The sequence below is a fragment of the Methanolobus chelungpuianus genome (assembly GCF_024500045.1).
GTDB lineage: Archaea > Halobacteriota > Methanosarcinia > Methanosarcinales > Methanosarcinaceae > Methanolobus > Methanolobus chelungpuianus.
On the sequence record NZ_JTEO01000004.1, the window covers coordinates 406599 to 424221 of the forward strand.

General features: G+C 45.9%; 15 protein-coding genes. 10 read left to right on the forward strand and 5 right to left on the reverse strand.

Annotated features, from left to right (window positions below):
* Positions 1–39: 39 nt before the first annotated feature.
* The 6 genes from PV02_RS06570 to flaJ all read left to right on the forward strand — a co-directional run bounded on the left by PV02_RS06570 (position 40) and on the right by flaJ (position 6397).
* Positions 40–1323 carry a FlaD/FlaE family flagellar protein gene (locus PV02_RS06570; protein WP_256622582.1) on the forward strand — a complete coding sequence of 428 codons (1284 nt, stop codon included), beginning with the start codon at positions 40–42 and terminating at the stop codon, positions 1321–1323.
* The gene (arlF, locus tag PV02_RS06575) at positions 1313–1744 is read left to right on the forward strand and encodes an archaellum stator protein ArlF (RefSeq protein ID WP_256622583.1); all 432 of its coding nucleotides are present in this window, start codon (positions 1313–1315) and stop codon (positions 1742–1744) included. The genes PV02_RS06570 and arlF overlap by 11 nt, the downstream gene beginning before the upstream one ends.
* Positions 1745–1831: 87 nt before the next feature.
* The gene (gene arlG, locus PV02_RS06580) at positions 1832–2338 is read left to right on the forward strand and encodes an archaellum stator protein ArlG (RefSeq protein WP_256622584.1); all 507 of its coding nucleotides are present in this window, start codon (positions 1832–1834) and stop codon (positions 2336–2338) included.
* Positions 2339–2349: 11 nt separating this feature from the next.
* Positions 2350–3045, forward strand: a complete 696-nt coding sequence (arlH, locus tag PV02_RS06585; protein WP_256622585.1) for an archaellum protein ArlH — start codon at positions 2350–2352, stop codon at positions 3043–3045.
* 20 nt (positions 3046–3065) lie between these two features.
* Positions 3066–4727 (forward strand): type II/IV secretion system ATPase subunit, encoded by a 1662-nt coding sequence (locus PV02_RS06590; RefSeq protein WP_256622586.1) that lies wholly within the window; start codon positions 3066–3068, stop codon positions 4725–4727.
* Between the two features lie 8 nt (positions 4728–4735).
* The gene (gene flaJ / locus PV02_RS06595) at positions 4736–6397 is read left to right on the forward strand and encodes an archaellar assembly protein FlaJ (RefSeq protein WP_256622587.1); all 1662 of its coding nucleotides are present in this window, start codon (positions 4736–4738) and stop codon (positions 6395–6397) included.
* Between the two features lie 63 nt (positions 6398–6460).
* Here the strand turns inward: flaJ and PV02_RS06600 are convergent, their stop codons facing one another.
* The 5 genes from PV02_RS06600 to PV02_RS06620 form a co-directional block, all read right to left on the reverse strand.
* Positions 6461–7468, reverse strand: coding sequence for an isocitrate/isopropylmalate dehydrogenase family protein (locus PV02_RS06600; RefSeq protein ID WP_256622588.1), 1008 nt, complete (start codon positions 7466–7468; stop codon positions 6461–6463).
* A 21-nt stretch (positions 7469–7489) separates the two neighbouring features.
* Positions 7490–8353: a DUF7714 family protein gene (locus tag PV02_RS06605; protein WP_256622589.1), complete on the reverse strand. Its 864-nt coding sequence runs from the start codon at positions 8351–8353 to the stop codon at positions 7490–7492.
* Between the two features lie 28 nt (positions 8354–8381).
* Complete coding sequence (locus PV02_RS06610) at positions 8382–8867, reverse strand: LeuD/DmdB family oxidoreductase small subunit (RefSeq protein WP_256622590.1); 486 nt, start codon at positions 8865–8867, stop codon at positions 8382–8384.
* 125 nt (positions 8868–8992) lie between these two features.
* Positions 8993–11500, reverse strand: coding sequence for an oligosaccharyl transferase, archaeosortase A system-associated (locus tag PV02_RS06615; protein WP_256622591.1), 2508 nt, complete (start codon positions 11498–11500; stop codon positions 8993–8995).
* A gap of 37 nt (positions 11501–11537) precedes the next feature.
* The gene (locus PV02_RS06620) at positions 11538–12698 is read right to left on the reverse strand and encodes a glycosyltransferase (protein WP_256622592.1); all 1161 of its coding nucleotides are present in this window, start codon (positions 12696–12698) and stop codon (positions 11538–11540) included.
* 64 nt (positions 12699–12762) lie between these two features.
* Here PV02_RS06620 and PV02_RS06625 point away from each other — a divergent pair, with 64 nt between their 5' ends.
* The 4 genes from PV02_RS06625 (at position 12763) to PV02_RS06640 (ending at position 17622) form a co-directional block, all read left to right on the forward strand.
* Positions 12763–13845 (forward strand): glycosyltransferase family 4 protein, encoded by a 1083-nt coding sequence (locus PV02_RS06625; protein ID WP_256622593.1) that lies wholly within the window; start codon positions 12763–12765, stop codon positions 13843–13845.
* 91 nt (positions 13846–13936) lie between these two features.
* Positions 13937–14992, forward strand: coding sequence for a glycosyltransferase family 4 protein (locus tag PV02_RS06630; protein WP_256622594.1), 1056 nt, complete (start codon positions 13937–13939; stop codon positions 14990–14992).
* Positions 14993–15030: 38 nt separating this feature from the next.
* Complete coding sequence (locus tag PV02_RS06635; RefSeq protein WP_256622595.1) at positions 15031–16170, forward strand: glycosyltransferase family 4 protein; 1140 nt, start codon at positions 15031–15033, stop codon at positions 16168–16170.
* A gap of 6 nt (positions 16171–16176) precedes the next feature.
* Complete coding sequence (locus tag PV02_RS06640) at positions 16177–17622, forward strand: lipopolysaccharide biosynthesis protein (protein WP_256622596.1); 1446 nt, start codon at positions 16177–16179, stop codon at positions 17620–17622.
* Position 17623 lies beyond the last annotated feature (1 nt).

The following is a 17623-nucleotide window of genomic DNA, read 5'->3' on the forward strand; positions in this document are numbered from 1 at the left end:
TATAGATACTTCCAACAAACTGTCTTATAATGTGAAACCATGTCCGGCCTGAGCGACACCATAAAAAAAGTAACCGGCCTCTTGGGAAAAAAGGATGCAGGTAAAGGTGGCAGCTCGCCCTTTGGTTCCGGCGACCTTCCTTTCTCTCCCGGTATCCCTGACCTGAACGCCCTGCCGGATCTGACTGCCGGTTTCCCTGGTTCGAAATTCCCATCTCCAGGAATGGGCCCGGCTCCTGGTATGCCTCCATCTCCTCCTGGCATGGGTGGCCCAGGAGGGTTCCCTGGCGCCTCCCAGCCAGTCAATAACGAGCAGAAGGAAGCGATAGAATCAAATGCCAAAAGGATCAAGGAAGTTGAATCGAAGCTCTCCAAGGCCGATGTGACCCTGAACATGGTACAGCGTGATAACGAGGAGATCAGGAAGACCGTTGACAAGATAGACCAGAGCGTGCTCGAACTGCTATCTCTCTATGAGATCGTATCCAATCAGGTCAATCCCTTCGTAGGTGATGATGTTGGTTCCCGTGCCACGATAGAGAGATTCGAGAAGACCGAGAAGAGGATAACAGAACTTGCGGACCTGCTTGTCATATTCAAGAATGACATGGATACCGTGGCCCATAAGCTCAACATGCCCGGCATCCCTAAGGAGATCGGCGCAAAGATGCAGGATATCGAGTCCAAGCTTAATGCATTTGCTGATGCGATGTCCATGCTGCATGAAAGTATAGAACAGTTGAATGCCAGGACAGAGGAACTTACAGGCAAGACCGGGGCGATCGACCAGAATATCCTCGAACTGGCAGAATCCACAAGCAACATCTCAGCCAGGGTTGATGAGCTGGAGCGGAAAAGTGCCCTTCAGTCCATTAATCATGCAAAGGATGAGCTGGAGGATGCTTCCGACGAGGGATCAGATGGTCAGGATAAGGATAGTTCCAGGAAGAACACTAAAAAAGGACTTCCACTGGTGCGCCTGGAGAACCTGAGGACCGATCCTACCAGTGTGGTGGTCCTGCTCAACTGGATAGAGTTCCTGATGGAGCGTGTGGGAAGGAACAATCTAATGGACGCGCTTGATTATTACGTGGACATAGGCTGGATCAGTGAGGATGTCCGTTCAGAGGTAATGGCATACGCCCGCGGCATCGACTACTATGTGGAGAAGCCTACATGGCGCTTGCTGCCTGAAGACCACACCAAGTCACTTCTTTTCATAGAAAGGCTCTGCGGACGCAAGATAGACCGCAATATGCTCAGTTCCATTGACCGTGAGATGTCAAAAGTAAAGCACGGCCTGGAGGAACTCTATGGGATTTGAGGTCGCAGTGGTCACGGCCATATTCTTCATTTCGGCTCTGGTTGTAGGCACCTTCTCTTATACCGCTCTAAGTACATCATCGGATCTTGTAAATGATGCAGCGGCAGAGCAGTATCAACTGCAAACGAGTCGCATGCATACATCGGTGAATATCGATTATTCAGTCCCGGCTGCTTCAGGTAGTATTTATGAGCTGACCGTGACGCTCACAAATACAGGCAGTGAGACACTCAGGTTCGATGAGCTGAATATCCTCATAGACGGGCATCTGGAGCCCTATACTTTTAACGGGACTGCTGCTGTCTGGGTGCCCGCTGAGACACGCAGTCTTACAGTGGCAGGTCTCACAGGTGCCGGGCAGCACCGTGTCAAGGTCGTGACCGGGAATGGTGTCCCGGCTTATGACACTTACCAGGTGTGACCGGAAGCAGTGTCAGACTTATATAGTATTGTCAATATATTATCCTTCAAATTATATTGTCATAACACGACCAGACGGTACGAAAGCATGAAGAGCCGACATATTTCCCGGAATGATTCCTTTTGCAGGTGCCAGAGAGCAGAAACTGCTATCACGCACATGATCTTTTTCATCGCTGCCATGATCCTGGCAATGGGGGTCATCACTGTCCTTTCTGCTGACGTGCAGTCTATCGTCTCCTCCTCCTCTGCAAACAGCAAACTGGTAGCACAGCAGATGAGGACCGATATAACTATCGTTAACGACCCTCTCATGGTCCCTTACGACAGCTCCGGCAATACGTACACCTTCTATGCCAAGAACACAGGCAGGACCGAGCTGACGCCTGATTTTATAACAGTACTTGTAGACGGTATTCTTGTGGAGCCGGATAACATGGAAGTTGAGATACTTGATGGCGACGTTGTATGGAGGCCCGGGGATATCCTGGTGCTGCATGTGATTCCCAGCCCCAGCCCCCTCGGTTCCGGGGACCATCGCATCCTTGTAGCCGCAGAGAACGGGAAGTCAGGCAGCATGAGCTTTAGAACTTAGCGGAGTAAAAAATGGTAAAGATATGTTCGTTCGAGATTCCCCGGGATGAGCTCAATGCAAAGCTGGGCGGAGGTTTTCCTGCAGGATCGCTTGTGGTCATAGAAGGCGGGAGCGGCGGCGGTAAGAGTTCCATCTCCCAGCGCCTTTCCTTCGGGCTGAATGAGAATAAGGTCAGTGTGACTCTCATTTCCACCCAGATGACAACAAAGGGTTTCATCAACCAGATGTATTCAATGGACTACCCCATCGCTCCTTACCTGCTGAACGGCTCTCTTCTTTATATCCCTGTGATCCCGCTGGTCCAGGCTGCAAAGTCCCGTTTCGATTTCCTTGAGAGGCTTATGGCTGCGGAGGAACTGTTCGAGAAGGATGTTGTCATAATCGACACCATTTCCTCACTGATCAAATACAGCGCGAACACTGAAAAGAGCCTCGATCTCATATCGTTCTTCAAGAAGCTCAATGGAATGGGAAAGGTGATCATCCTCACAATAGAGCCCAACCAGCTGGATGAAGATATTGCTTCCATGTTCAGGTCATCATGTGATATTTACATCACCCTGAAATCGAGGCCTCTCGGAAGTGAGGTAAAACGCACGATCGTTGTGAACAAGTTCACAGGGGCAAAAGGCCCTGTGGGGCAGATGATCGGTTTCAGGATAGAACCGAGGGTAGGCCTTGTAGTGGAGATAGCATCTGTTTCATGAGAACAGGGAGATGTGACTGAATGGACCTGGAATTCGAGAAAGCCATACAAAGGAATCCGCATCTGGGTGAATACGTGCGCAAGTTCATGCGGGATAACGGTGCGGACGAGCCTACTTTCATGATCAAGCTTTCCAAGGACATCAGTAAGGATAATGTAAATATCATCCTTCCTGTTGGTGATCCTGTCTTTATTCACCTGTATGGCACCCCGGAGCTGGGAGAGGTACGCTACTACAGCATAGAGCCATTGCTGAGTGACCTGGAGAAACAGAAGTATGATTCCGTGCTGAGCATCATCCTTGAAAAATCCGCAAGCGAGGCTGTCCCCAACTCAGAGGCCGAACTGAAAGAGCTTATAATCAAGCTTCTTAACGAGTCTGTAGACATTGGTGCCGGAGGGAGTCTCGAAGCTGATGTCAGTGAAAACAAGTTCGATATATTGCACAAATTGATGCCCGTGCAGAGAAAAGTTCCTGTGACCCAGGGAGAGTACAACAAACTGCTTTACCATATAGAGAGGAACATCATCGGTTCCGGTCCCATAGAACCTATCATCAGGGATCCCTATCTTGAAGATATCAGCAGTATCGGTGTTGATAATGTATTCATCGTCCACAAGATATTCGACACCATGAAGACAGACCTGACCTTCGGGGACGAGAAAGGCCTTGACAGCTGGCTCAGGAGCATGAGCGAACGTATAGGCCGTCCTGTGAGCGATGCCCGCCCCATTGCCGATGGTGCACTGCCGGACGGCTCACGCATCAACATCATCTACAGTATGGATATCAGCAGGCGCGGCAGCAGTTTCACCATGCGTAAGTTCAGTGAGGTCCCTGTCAGCATCATCCAGCTGATAAGCTGGGGTGCGGTGAACGCCGAGATGGCTGCCTACATGTGGATGTGTCTTGAGAACGGTATGAGTGTCTTCTTCAGTGGTGAGACTGCCAGCGGGAAGACAACAATGCTGAATGCCTGTCTTGCATTCGTCAATCCCAAGGCAAAGGTTTTCAGTGCGGAAGATACGGCTGAGGTCCAGCCTCCTCAGCCTGTGTGGCAGCAGCTGATCACCCGTGAGGAAGGGCCAGTTGACTCCCGTGTGGACACCTTTGCCCTGCTCAAGGCTGCGCTGCGTTCCAGGCCAAACTATATCATTGTGGGTGAGATCCGTGGAGCCGAAGGCAACGTGGCTTTCCAGGGCATGCAGACCGGGCATCCGGTCATGGCCACTTTCCACGCATCGGCTGTCAGTAAGATGATACAGCGACTCACTGCCGATCCTATCAATGTGCCTGTTACCTTCATCGACAACCTTAACGTGGCAATGATACTGTCCGCAGTTTACCGTAAGGGGAAATTCCTCCGCCGCTGCCTTGCCATCGAGGAAATCGAGGGCTACTATGAGGAAGTAGGAGGCGTGGTCACAAGGGCAGTCTTCCAGTGGGACCCCGAAAGTGACAAGCACAGCTTCAGGGGCCTGAACAACAGTTACATCCTCGAGAACAAGATAGCCACTAAGCTGGGTTATGAGGATAAGAGGCAGATATACCAGGATCTCTTCCTCCGGGCCAAGATACTGGAAGAAATGCGGTCAAGGGGTATAGAGGATTACTACGATGTACTGGAAATAATTGTTAATTTCTACAAGCACGGTGTTGACGGCCTGCCATTTGTCGTGTAGGTGAGCTCATGGGTAACAGTTATGAGAAGGCATTCAAGAACCTCGGCATGGATCCCAGGGACTATGCCCGGAAATTCGCTTTACCCATCATTGTTTTCGGCATTGTGTTCGCAGTGCTCATGCAGATCCTGCTGCCGACACTTTTTGTAGGCCCGGCAAGCTACATACCTGCACTTGTTGCTTTCATATGTGTCTTTTTTGCCTTCTCATATCCCCTGTCCGTTCTAGCTTCAAAGGCAGCGCGCATGGACAACAACATGCACTACTATATCACCCAGATGGGTTCCATAGCCACCGCAGAGACCCCAAGGCTTGATATTATCCGCATCGTGTCGGAGAATGAGGATTACCGTGAACTTGCGCATGAGACAAGGAAGATTTATGACCTTGTGACTGTCTGGAACATGAGCCTGGCAGATGCATGCAGGTTCATATCAAAAAGAACTCCATCTGTCATATTTGAGGATTTCCTTGACCGCTTTGCCCATGCGCTCCAGTCGGGAGAGGATGTGAAGAGCTTCCTTTTTGCCGAGCAGAACGTGGTAATGAACGAATATGAGGCTATGTATAACGGTGCCCTCTACTCTGTGGAGATAGTCAAGGAGCTTTTCGTTTCCCTTGTAATGTCCCTCATATTCCTGGCCTCCTTTGCGGTCATCATGCCTGTGATAACAGGTATGAACGCGGAACTGCTCATGGCCATCGTGGTCGTGGTCTTCCTTGTCACGGACCTTGTACTTGTTATGTTCACCAGGAGCAAGGTGCCGCAGGACCCGGCATGGAGCAGGTCAAAAGCGCTGACCAAAGACAAGATCAGGTTGTATCGCTCCATCCCCGTATCCCTGGCAGGCTGCCTCATTGTAGGCGTAGCTCTCCTTCTCTACGGGAAGGTCAACACTTCAATAGCTGTTGCGATGTTCTTCACTCCTCTTGTTTATACAGGATACGTCGCGCGTAAGATCGAAAAGAGTATTCGCAGGAAGGATGAGAACTTTCCGGCTTTCATCCGCTCCCTGGGCAGCTCCGCAGGTGCAAGGGGCGGCATGATAGATGACGCATTAAGGGCTCTGCGTGCTCATGATTTCGGACCCCTGACAAAAGATGTCAACAACCTCTACAAGATGCTGGCAACAAGGATCGATAAGTTCTCTTCCTGGAACCACTTCTCAGCAAACACCGGAAGTAACCTTATAAGCAGGTTCTGTGTGATGTTCGTGGAGGCAACCAACCTTGGAGGGCAGCCTGAGATCATCGGCGACATAATAGCAAGCAATTTTCACAGGATAGTCAACCTGAGGAAAAAAAGGACCCAGTCCGCAAGCAGCCTTGTGGGTGTCCTCTACGGCCTGACAGGAGGCATAGGTTTTACCATGTACATTTCCCTTGGTGTGGTGGGACTGATGCAGGAGATGTTCGCAACTGTGGAGATGCCTGCAGGTATGTCCATAGGCATGGTGCTGTACACCAATGTGGGTAACATGACAACTCTTGAGAACATGGTTCTCGGCATAATGATAGGCCACTCGTTCATGTCTGCGCTTCTCATTCGCATAGTTGACGGGGGACACATGCTTAGCTCAACCATCGACTTCGTCGTCATGGTGTGGATATCTGCAATAAGTGCAGTGGTAACGATAGCAGCAGTGTCATCTCTTCTTGGAATGGGTTGAAGCGATAGGCAGGTGAGTAAGGGTAAAGAGAAGACCCGTTTTCCGAAATACGGAAGGGTTTCCCTACTCCGTTCTTTCCTTTTCCCTTCTGATGTAATCTACAACGGCACAGGTCATTTCCTTGGTTGTATAGGTCCCTCCAAGGTCGGGAGTGGTAATCCCTTCTGTGAGGGCGGCATCGACAGCCTCTTCCACCAATGCGGCTTCGGGCATCTTCCCATACCATTCCAGCATCATCCTCAGGCTCAGTATGGCTGCGATGGGATTTGCAATGCCCTTTCCTGCGATGTCGGGTGCGCTCCCGTGCACAGGTTCAAAGAAAGCGTGCCGTGAACCGATATTGGCACTGGGAAGCAGTCCGAGGCTGCCCACAAGGGCCGCAGACATATCGCTGAGTATATCCCCGAAAAGATTGGTTGTGACTATTACATCGTATCTCTCAGGCGACCTGATGAGCTTATATGCCATCGAATCCACAAGCTCGTCAGTATACTCCACGCCTTTTGAACCTGCAACTTCGCGGCAGACATCCAGGAAGAGCTTGTCCGACTTCATGACATTGGATTTGTGAACGATCACAAGCTGGCTCTTTCTGCTCTTTGCCAGCTTGCAGGCATATTCGGCTATTCGTTCGGAGCCCTTGCGTGTGATGATCCGCTTTGTCCAGGATATGTCCTGCCCTATCTCCTCTATTCCGGAGTATAGCCCCTCGGTATTCTCCCTGACTATCACGAAATTGAAATTGCTCCTTCCTAGAATGCCCTTTACGGAAGGCAGGGGCCTTATCGGGCGGATATTTGCATACATATCAAGCTCTTTCCTGATGGTAAGGAGCACGCTTTTGTAATTGGGGTCAGGCGGGGTCGTTATGGCCCCGAAAAGTATGCAGTCACATCCTTTGAGGACCTTCAGGTCGTCTTCGGTTATCGCCTGTCCTGTCCTCTCCCACTTGCCGTATCCCAGCTCCACCGGGACCTTCTCGACATCAAGCCCGAGTGCATCAAGCACTTCCACAGCTGCCGGGATCACTTCTTTTCCGATCCCGTCACCCTCTACAATAGCAAGCCTCAACTTCTCACCTCGATCATCAGTTCAGGAATTCTCCGGCCTTCTCAGTTCCCTGACAAGGTCCCATACAGCTCCCGCCACGAAGAACTCGGATGCGCCCCAGTGTACCACAGCTCCTCTGACGCCATTGATCGTTACGATGCCTGACTTTTCCGAACGGCAGCATCTTGTTATAAATGGCTTTGAAGGTTTAAATACATCCGACCTGAAGGGGCAGATATTCACAAAAGAATAAGCAATTCCCGGAAATCTCGACTCGAAGAGACTTCTCGATATTTCGCATCCCACCAGCAGGGACCCATCCTCTGTGATGACATCGGAATCCAGGCATTTCCCCCGCAGTCCCGACGATGAACAGGGAAACACCGTTCCCTCACCCTCGAACTGTCTAAGATCCGTCAGGTTCTCTGAGAATCTTATCGCAAGGTCACCGAAAATGCCGCTATCCTCAAGCCGCCGGATAACGCTTGAAAGCCAGGATGGCTCAGGAGGCACCACATCCACGATCTCAATGTCTAGTATCGCAGAGAGCTCCGGTTTGTGCACGAAGGTCACATGCTTGTCAATGCCGGTGAATATGACCGTATTGACATTGCCTTTGCATAATTGATGCGCTGTCCCTATCAGGAGTGCGCGGTCCTTGATGTTCAGTTCCCTGTCGTACTTTATGACTTTCTCTCCGGAGGATATCAGCTCAAGTGAGCTGACGTCTCTCAGGAGCTGGTCCCCTGTCTTGATGACCTTGTAGAGAGAATATGAACAGTTGCCATCCTCCGTTGAACAGTCCTCTTCTATCATATATTCTGTAAGGAAGTAGATGCGCCTGTCGGCATCTGCAGGCATGGGGTGCGTGAGGCCCACATTCTTGTATTCTGGTGGAAAGATCATACTCATAATAATCAGTGCAGTGGATTGTTCACTTCTGCTGCGCAGCCTTCCTGTGTGCTACAAGTCCGCCGTCTGTCAGTATCTCGAGCAGGAAGTCGGGCAGTCTGTTTCCCCGGTAGGTCTGTCCGTTGACCCTGACTGTGCCCTCAAGAAGGTTTATCTCCATCTCGTCCCCTTCCCTGCATTCAACATCGGCCTCTATCAAAGGAAGTCCCACATTGATCGCGTTCCTGAAGAATATCCTGGCAAAGTACCTGGCCACAACACAGGACACTCCTGCATGTTTTAACGCAAGGGGCGCCTGCTCCCGTGAGGAGCCGCAGCCGAAGTTATCCCCGGCAACTATGATATCTCCCTTCCCTACCTTGCGGGGGAATTCCGGGTCTATTCCTTCCATTGCATGGTCGGCAAACACCTGCATATCGGTTGTACGAAGGTACTTCCCGGGTATGATGACATCCGTATCGACATCGTTGCCGAAAACCCATACTTTTCCTTTGATAACGCTGTCCAATATATCACCTTGAATTCAGGTTTAACAAACAAGTTTTACCATAAAAATGTATTCCGGAAATATCTTAGAAGCAACTTACGTAGCCAGCTGGAGAAAAAAATCAAAAAAGGATGAAATGTGACAGGTCAAACCTCTATCACATTTCCATTCAGCACGTCCGGTTCACTGACACTGACCTGCTGTGTCGTGTTGCCGTAACTTATCGTATATGGCCCGGTGGGCCTTACATCGAACTGTGTCTCTCCGGGGATTGGCCCCTCCGTGGAATAAGGCACTGTGAACGAGTATGCGCCGTCAGATATGGCAGACTGGGAGTATGTAAATGACCTGCCCTGATTCGTTTCAATGGTGTTGCTGATGGTCACGGTCTCTCCCGTTGGTGCATTACCTGTGATGGTTGCGCCTTCAACATACTCGAACACCTTGACATAACCCGTGTCTGTGAGTTCAAGGTTGCCGCCATAGAGTACGTTGTACACGTTCTTGTAGCCCGTCTCACTCGTATACCCTGTTGGAGCTTCAGGCGACTCGTGTACAAGACGGTACTGCTGAAGTCCATCGCCGTCAAAGATGTGCAGCCTTGCCTCCATTGAGTTGTAGTATCTTTCCCCGGGCACGTACTGGGCACCGCTGTCAGTCTGCACTGACACATAGTACCCCTCGGTGTCCATGGTCCAGGCGGTCATGGCGTAGAACTTACCGGTTGCCATTTCCACATCGGATATTATGTAGCGTGCTGCAGCCTTGTCGGGGTCCGGATGAATAGCCTCGAGGACTGCGGTTGCCTCTTCCTCCGAGGGTGCTGTGAAGAACGGTGCAGCGCCAGGTCTGTTCTCTTCATCAATGCTTGCAGAGCGTCCTCCTATACCTGCCTGGAATGGGTTGGCATTCGGCAGCCGCCGTGCAATGGCCTCTATCTCATGGCCGTAGTCCCACCAGGACATGACTCCATATGCGCTGTCAGGATAGCCGAATCTTTCCCCGCTTTCAGGTGCTTCGTATATCTGGAGGAAGTCTATACCAGGATCCGGGGTGTTGTCCCTCATCCAGAAGAGCGACTCAAGCCAGTAGCCATTTGCCCCGCTGGCATACTGTGACTGCTCCATGGCAAGGCTATAGCTTGGATAAGCGACGAGCAGTAAGAGGATGAAAATGGTCAGCAGATGGCCTGCCTTGACGTTCTTGCTTAAGAAGTGTGGCAGCTCTCCTACAGAGTGGACCTTTTCATGGTAGGCGGTCTCAATTTTTCTCCAGCCCACCATGTCAAGGACCTTTGCTGCAAAATACCCGGAAAGGAGTGCAACGTTGATCGCATAATAATATGCGAAACGGTTCTGGCCGTATATGGCAAGCAGCATTATGAAGGTCCAGACCAGGACGAGCAGTTGTTCCGGTCTCTTTTCCTTCCTTATACTGTAGGCCAGCATGAACATCGCTATTATTGAGATGAAGAATCCCATGGCGAAGTTATACCAGACCGAGCTCAGAGTGAAGGAACCGCCGCGGTAGAAGATGGAGGAGACTTCGCCTACTGTTGAAAAACCGCCGGTCTGCACCTTAAATATCGCTGCAGGGGTTGCAATGATCATATAGTACACTGAGGGTGAAACAATCCTTAGTGCTATAAGTGCAACTATAATAGTTACCATGAGCACCAGGGGGTAATACAGAGGATTTAATTTCCTCCTGTTAATCTCTTTGTGAACCAGGCTCATGTATACAAAAGCAGCCATTGCTGCCAGAGCTGATAAAAGATGGAACCAGGAGTAGTAGTAGATGGATACTCCCATATCAAAATGGATGAATGGAAGGACCAGCAAGAGACCCACCAGAAAAGTTATTATGCCTACTATCCCAAGGTAATCGGTGGACCTGTTATTCACATGATCGATTGAATACTGGATTGCAGCAAAGATGACAATGATCATTCCAAATAGCGGTGCTCCCGCCCACGTTAACTGATATGCGGCATACATCACTCCTGCAAGGATCGCATATACCAAAGGCTTGGCAAGCTGTTTATCCATGTGCTCAAGCATCTTCACCGAAAGATTAGCTTTCTTTGCCTGGATCATTGCAAGCATAAAGAATAAAATGAAAAGTGTACTGAAGAGCGTCTCTGCAACGTGATGATCAGTGAATATGATCATGGAACGGTTCAGGAACTGTCCGGGAGTTATGGATATAAGAATGGCCGCAATAACTCCTGTTTTTCTGTCCTTCAGATGCTTCCCGAGGAAATATACCGGAAACACAAGCAATGCACCCAGCACTGTAGGGAAGTAAGCCCCAATGGTATTCAGAAGCCCAGTGCCCGGATTCCCAAGGCCTATCACCAGTGCAGTTATTGCGATCATGTGATCGAAAAGTGGACCGAAGTGGATAAAAGATCCCTGGGGATAATTGGTCAACGGGTTATAAAACATTCCCTGCGGATAATTGTGCAGGAGCACTTCGACCATACGCATATGGTACAGGGGATCGTTACTGAACCTAACGAAACCGTTTGGCAAAAACACACTGTCAGCAGGCCTTATTCTTATGCTCAGTGCGACAAAAAAAGCAACTGATACAATGACCAGGGACATTAAGTCCTCTTTTGCCTTACCAAGCAGCGATCTAACATTATTCATGTTTCTCTATTCCCTCGTAAGAATATATTCTATTCTGTTAATCAAATAATTTGGCTATTATTTCGTTATAGTATTTTAAAGTTGTATCCCATGTCCGTTCAGGAGTTTCATACTTTTCTTCTGATCCGAACTGTTTTGCAATCTCGGTAGTGATCTCCCGTACATTTCCGGGTTCCACAAAAAAGGTTCCATCATAATCGGCCATTGACTCCTGAAGGCCGCCTACCCGTGAGACTACTACCGGTTTCCCGAATACCATCGCTATATGGGCTATCCCGCTCTGCGATGCCCTGAGGTATGGGAGGACTACTACATCTGCAGCACTGAAATATAGAGCAACCTTATCATCCGGGATATACTCATCAATAAGCGTTATCTTATCTTTGAATGAGGACGCGGCGATCTGATCTGTTATCTCCCTGCGATCATCCCATATTTCCCCTACAATAAGCAGCCTGCTGTTCTGCAGGATCTCATCAGGCAGTTGTTCGAAGGCTTTTATCAGGTGATTGACTCCTTTATACTTTCTGATGAGGCCAAAGGAGAGTATTACAAAATCTTCCTCAATGGACAATTGACTTTTAGCCTTCTCATTATCCAGAGGTGATCCGTATTGGTCGTAAAGGCCATGAGGAACAACGTATATACTGGAGGGGTCGATGTTGTATCTTTGGGCAACAAGTTCCTTATCCGATTCAGAGTGTGCTATATAGGCATTAAGGTTCTTCCGGAGCAGTTTGCCCGTGAACTTCGAATAAATGCGGATAGGCAAGACCGACTCTTCAAAAGGGTCAACCACTTCATGGAATTCTATAATTATCTTTGGTTTGCAGGTCAGACGGGCGAATAACTTTAACAGAATATGCATATGTGCAACCGAAGATGTCCACCACTGAAGAACCACAACATCGGGTTTTTGCTGCTTTAGGAATTTATATGCGCCCAGCCAGGTAAAAGGATTGTTGTAGTCCATCCCGTCAAATACAGTGACTTTGGAGTTAAATTCAAGAGAGGATATATTTTTACCTACGTGATCCTTTCCCGGGAAAAGAAAAGTTGGGAGCAGCTGCCTGAAGCAGATGGCCGATACCTGGTAAGGATCTGACATTGCGTTTGCCAGCTTGATCGTGTAATAACTGATGCCGCTGGTGAACCGCTTTGAGGGACCAGCTATACATACTCTCTTATGGTATTTCATTTTATATGATTACTACAGCATCTTTATATTAAAATAATGCATGGGTACTTCAAGAGGAAAGTATTTGGAAAAGGTATTAAGGATTGCACAGGTATGTCCCCGTTACTCTCCTGATATCGGGGGAGTGGAAACCCATGTCCGGGAAATAAGCGAGAGGCTTGTAAAGAGCGGACATCAGGTGGAGGTCATTACAACAGATCCTACCGGAGAATTAAAAGAAAGTGAAGTCCTCAACGGCGTCAAAGTGACAAGATTCAGGTCTCTTGCCCCAGGGAATGCATACTATCTGGCTCCGCAAATCTATACTTATCTACGACAGAATGACTTCGATATCGTGCATGCCCATAGTTATCATGCTCTGCCTGCACTTTTCGCAATCCTAGCTAAACCCAAGGGTAAATTGATCTTTACTCCGCATTATCATCGCAGTGGACATACACAATTCAGGAATGTCTTACATAAGCCATACCGTTCACTAGGTAAGCTTATGTTCTCTAGGGCTGACAAAGTAATCTGTGTATCAGAATATGAGAGGGAATTGCTTTGTGAGGATTTCCGGATATCTGACAAGGTTGTAAAAATCCCAAACGGGGTCAATCTTGATGAATTTAAGCACTTACAAAGGAAGCAAAAAGAAACCGACGAAAAGGTTCTTCTGTATATAGGCAGGCTGGAGGAATACAAAGGTGTGCAGTATGCTATCAGTGCCCTGCCCTCCCTGCCCGGGTTCAGGCTGCAGATAGTAGGAAAGGGTCCGTATGAGGATGATCTCCGAGAACAGGCAGAAGAGCTTCATGTGAGTGAACGCATACAGTGGCTGAAGGATCTGTCCAGAGAGGATATCCTGCATTGTTATGCTCAGGCGGATGTGTTTTTGATGCTCTCCAGGCATGAGGCATATGGGATTACTGTTGCAGAGGCTCTGGCTGCTGGGACTCCGTGTGTTGTGGCTAGGGGGAGTGCGCTGGATGAGTTTGTGGATGGGGAGATGTGTCTGGGTATCCAGCTGATGCATTTAAAGTGTAGTACTCTGGCTGCATCTGTCTATAGCGTAGAGAGGCAAGCATTTGATAAAACAAGGAACAACATAAATCTGTTTGATTGGAACCATGTAGTAGGAAGCATAAACGCTGTTTATTGTGAGTAATGATTTACCTAAAAAGAACCAACTTATTAACTATATTATATATATTATTAATATAACCACAGAACTCATATTCCTATTTAAGGTGAAACAGATGGAAATAGATTATATAAATGGTTTGAAGACGGACGAAATATATGGCATGTCCAAATATCAAAAAGGAATCCTTCAAAATATCAATACTATTCAATTAAACAGGATAGAGTACCCAAACGTGAATCCAGTTATCAATACTCTTACTAGATACTCTGTTTATCCTTTTATTGTTAAAAAAGACTTGAAGAAAGAAAATATAAAACATATCACAAGCCAGGATTTAGCATATATACTTAAATTCGTAAAAATGGAACGAAGTGTTGTCACATGCCATGATTTAATACCAGTGGTCTACGATAAGACACGTTCACCTGTTTGGAAACTTAATATGGAAGGGTTAAAGAAGTCAGATAGGATTATTACAATATCAGATTTTTCTAAAACTGATATTGTAAAACACTTAGATTATCCAGAGGATCAAATCAGAATAGCTTCTCCAGCAGTAAATCATTCTACTTACTTTGAGAAGAGGGATAGGGGTGTTTTAGCTAAACATAATATTAAGGATAATGAAAAAGTTATATTATATGTAGGTTCGGAACAGCCAAGGAAAAATGTTCCTAATTTGATAAAAGCATTCAGTAAGCTGAAGAATAAGTTTCCCTACGTAAAACTATTGAAAATAGGAAAACCGCAGCATCCTAGTGCTCGAAAAGAACTCTTGGAGCTAATTGACTTATTAAAACTTAATAAAGATGTGGTTTTCATTGGTTATATCTCAGAAGAAGAACTGACTAAATATTACAACGCTGCAGACTTGTTTATTTTTCCATCACTCTATGAAGGATTTGGTCTCCCTCCCTTAGAAGCAATGGCATGCGGTACACCTGTTATTACTTCAAATACATCTTCTTTACCCGAAGTGGTGGACGATAGTGGCATTATGGTCGATCCATTTGATATCGATTCAATGGCAACACAGATGTATGATATACTTACAAATGAAGCATTACATGAAAGTTTAGTTAAAAAAGGATTAAAGAGAGCAAGGATGTTTACTTGGAAAGATACTGCAAAAAAGACTATGGAAGTCTATAATGAACTGTCTATGTGAATCTTTAGTTTTGTTACAAGTGGGACGCAGGATGATTTATGAATATTCTAATTTCTGTTGAGAATTTTTACCCCGCAATAGGCGGTGCTGAAATTTCCTTGGCTGCCCTAGCTCAAAAGTTGGCGGAAAAACATAAGGTTTACGTTGTCCAACCTGGAGAAAAAGACGAGACAATTTGCCTCAATGAAATTCATGTTGTTAAAAAAATGATACCCTCTTTTTTCTCCAGATGGTTAGTTCGATCATACCAGATACTGAAATCGTCTTATTGGGCAAAGAATCTGGAGGTAGAGATTAATAAAATAAGACCAGATCTCATTATAACACAACTTAATTTTGCTCCTGTGAGTATTGATATGGCTGTTAAGCATGGAGTGCCTTCCATTTTATTTATAAGGAGCTATGAGCACTTTTGCCCAATTGGTTTCATCAACGGAACAGATTGTAATAAAAAGTGCAATAGCTGCATACCTTTAAAAAGCAAACATCACTTTTTATGCCTTACTAGGTGGTTAAAATGGAACAGTAATGCAATAAGAAATGCGGACCTCGTAATAGCTAATAGTTATTTTGTTTCGTCCTTAACAAAAATGTGGTATGGAGTAGAACCATCAGTTGTGTATCCTACTATAAAAAATGAAAGATATCAAAGTGATTTCGAATCAAAGCAGTATATTTCTATTATAAAACCGACACAAGCAAAAGGTGCCGGCATATTTTTAAAGATTGCAGAAACACTTCCTGACAAAAAGTTCATTGCAGTCGGCGGTGATGGAACTGTGATGAACAAAAAGATTATTTCATCACATAGGAATGTTGAGTTCATTGAATGGACCAGCAATATGGGAGAAATATACGCAAAAACAAAGATTCTGCTTGCACCCGCAGAATGGCCTGAGCCTTTTGGAAGGGTTATTATAGAAGCAGGAATAAACGGAATTCCTTCAATTGCCAGCAAAAGAGGAGGACTGCCTGAGGCTGTGGGGAAGGGAGGTACTCTGGTTGACAATATTTACGATATAGGTGAGTGGGTGAAGGCAATCAAGTGTTTGGATGATAATGGGACATATGATTGTCTTTCCAAAAATGCAATTTTGCATGCTCAAGAGTTTGAGTTTGAAGCCAATTATAGTCGATTTATACATGTTGTAAAAGAAAAACTTGGTCTTACTATCTGAACTACTATGTCAATAGCTAAAAAAGCAGTACATGGAATAGCTTGGGTTACTTTAACAGCTCTCCTCATAAGAATATTTGAGACTATCGCTCAACTGGTTTTGGCGAGGCTACTTGACCCTGCTGATTTTGGATTAATTGCAATAGGACTTTTGGCAATAAACACTATGTCTATTTTTCGAGATATGGGTTTTGGAGCAGCTCTTATTCATAGAAAAGAAGATCCCGATTACATCGCTGCAAATACTTCTTTTATTTTAATACCTATATTTGCGACCATACTTTTGGTTATTGCATACTTTTCTGCTCCTTACATGGCTGTATTTTTTGATAACTCTGAAGTTAGTCCGATAATCCGGGTTCTTGCATTAACTTTTCTTATATCTTCATTCGGAACAGTCCCATCAATTTTGCTCGAAAAAGAACTTGAATTTAAGAAAAAAGTAATTCCTGAAACTTTACCCCGATTAGGGTATGCTATTGTAGCTATCTTATTTGCATTCTATGGATATGGAGTATGGAGTTTAGTATATGGACAGATCACATCTGCTGTACTAACTACTGCTTTAATCTGGATTGTTTCGGACTGGAGACCGCATCTTATGTTTGATAAGAATGTGACAAAAGAGCTATTTAAGTACGGGAAGCATATTTTGGGTGCCAGTATCATCATATTTTTGATTACCAATGTTGATGATGCACTAGTGGGGAGAGTTCTTGGAATAGAAGAACTTGGTTTTTACACACTTGCCTATACAATATCCAATCTTCCAGCTACACAGATAACACATCTTATTGGTAGAGTTATGTTTCCAACATACTCAAAACTGCAGCATGATATAGATAAATTAAAGAGTATATATTTAAAAAGTATAACTTTTATATCTATGCTCTCTATCCCAACGTCGATAGGAATCTTGCTTATTGCACCAAGTTTTATTACATTCATTCTTGGAGAAAAATGGACTCCTGCAATTCCCGCGCTACAAATATTATGCTTTTATGGTTTGTTTAGATCAATAGCTGCTACAAGTGGAAGTCTTTTTCAGGCAATTGGAAAACCTATAGTATTAATGAAAACAAGCATAATGCAACTAGTATTGATGTTGTTATTATTTCCTGTGTTCTATAGATATGGCATCACTGGGATAAGTGTGGCGGTTACTATACCACTTTTCATAATAACCTTACTTCAACTTCATATAATTACCACAGTTTTGAAAATAAGTTTAAATGATATTGCCAGCATTTTAGCTTTTAACTTTAGTAGTGCATTCTTTATGGTTATTTGGTTTGTAGTTGCAGATAGTGTACTATTATCAACCCTTAACGAAAAACCTATTATAAAAATGAGTTCTCTTATTATTACTTCTGTAGTAATATACTTCTTAAGTATATACATTTTGAATAAGAAATCTTTAGAAGAACTTAAAACAATGTTTAAAAGCATTTAAT

What these genes read in the sequence shown, in the direction of transcription:
- PV02_RS06570 (WP_256622582.1), top strand. Translation starts at nt 40, where the DNA reads ATGTCCGGCCTGAGCGACACCATAAAAAAAGTAACCGGCCTCTTGGGA.
- arlF (WP_256622583.1), top strand. Translation starts at nt 1,313, where the DNA reads ATGGGATTTGAGGTCGCAGTGGTCACGGCCATATTCTTCATTTCGGCT.
- arlG (WP_256622584.1), top strand. Translation starts at nt 1,832, where the DNA reads ATGAAGAGCCGACATATTTCCCGGAATGATTCCTTTTGCAGGTGCCAG.
- arlH (WP_256622585.1), top strand. Translation starts at nt 2,350, where the DNA reads ATGGTAAAGATATGTTCGTTCGAGATTCCCCGGGATGAGCTCAATGCA.
- PV02_RS06590 (WP_256622586.1), top strand. Translation starts at nt 3,066, where the DNA reads ATGGACCTGGAATTCGAGAAAGCCATACAAAGGAATCCGCATCTGGGT.
- flaJ (WP_256622587.1), top strand. Translation starts at nt 4,736, where the DNA reads ATGGGTAACAGTTATGAGAAGGCATTCAAGAACCTCGGCATGGATCCC.
- PV02_RS06605 (WP_256622589.1), bottom strand. Translation starts at nt 8,353, where the DNA reads ATGATCTTTCCACCAGAATACAAGAATGTGGGCCTCACGCACCCCATG.
- PV02_RS06615 (WP_256622591.1), bottom strand. Translation starts at nt 11,500, where the DNA reads ATGAATAATGTTAGATCGCTGCTTGGTAAGGCAAAAGAGGACTTAATG.
- PV02_RS06620 (WP_256622592.1), bottom strand. Translation starts at nt 12,698, where the DNA reads ATGAAATACCATAAGAGAGTATGTATAGCTGGTCCCTCAAAGCGGTTC.
- PV02_RS06630 (WP_256622594.1), top strand. Translation starts at nt 13,937, where the DNA reads ATGGAAATAGATTATATAAATGGTTTGAAGACGGACGAAATATATGGC.
- PV02_RS06635 (WP_256622595.1), top strand. Translation starts at nt 15,031, where the DNA reads ATGAATATTCTAATTTCTGTTGAGAATTTTTACCCCGCAATAGGCGGT.
- PV02_RS06640 (WP_256622596.1), top strand. Translation starts at nt 16,177, where the DNA reads ATGTCAATAGCTAAAAAAGCAGTACATGGAATAGCTTGGGTTACTTTA.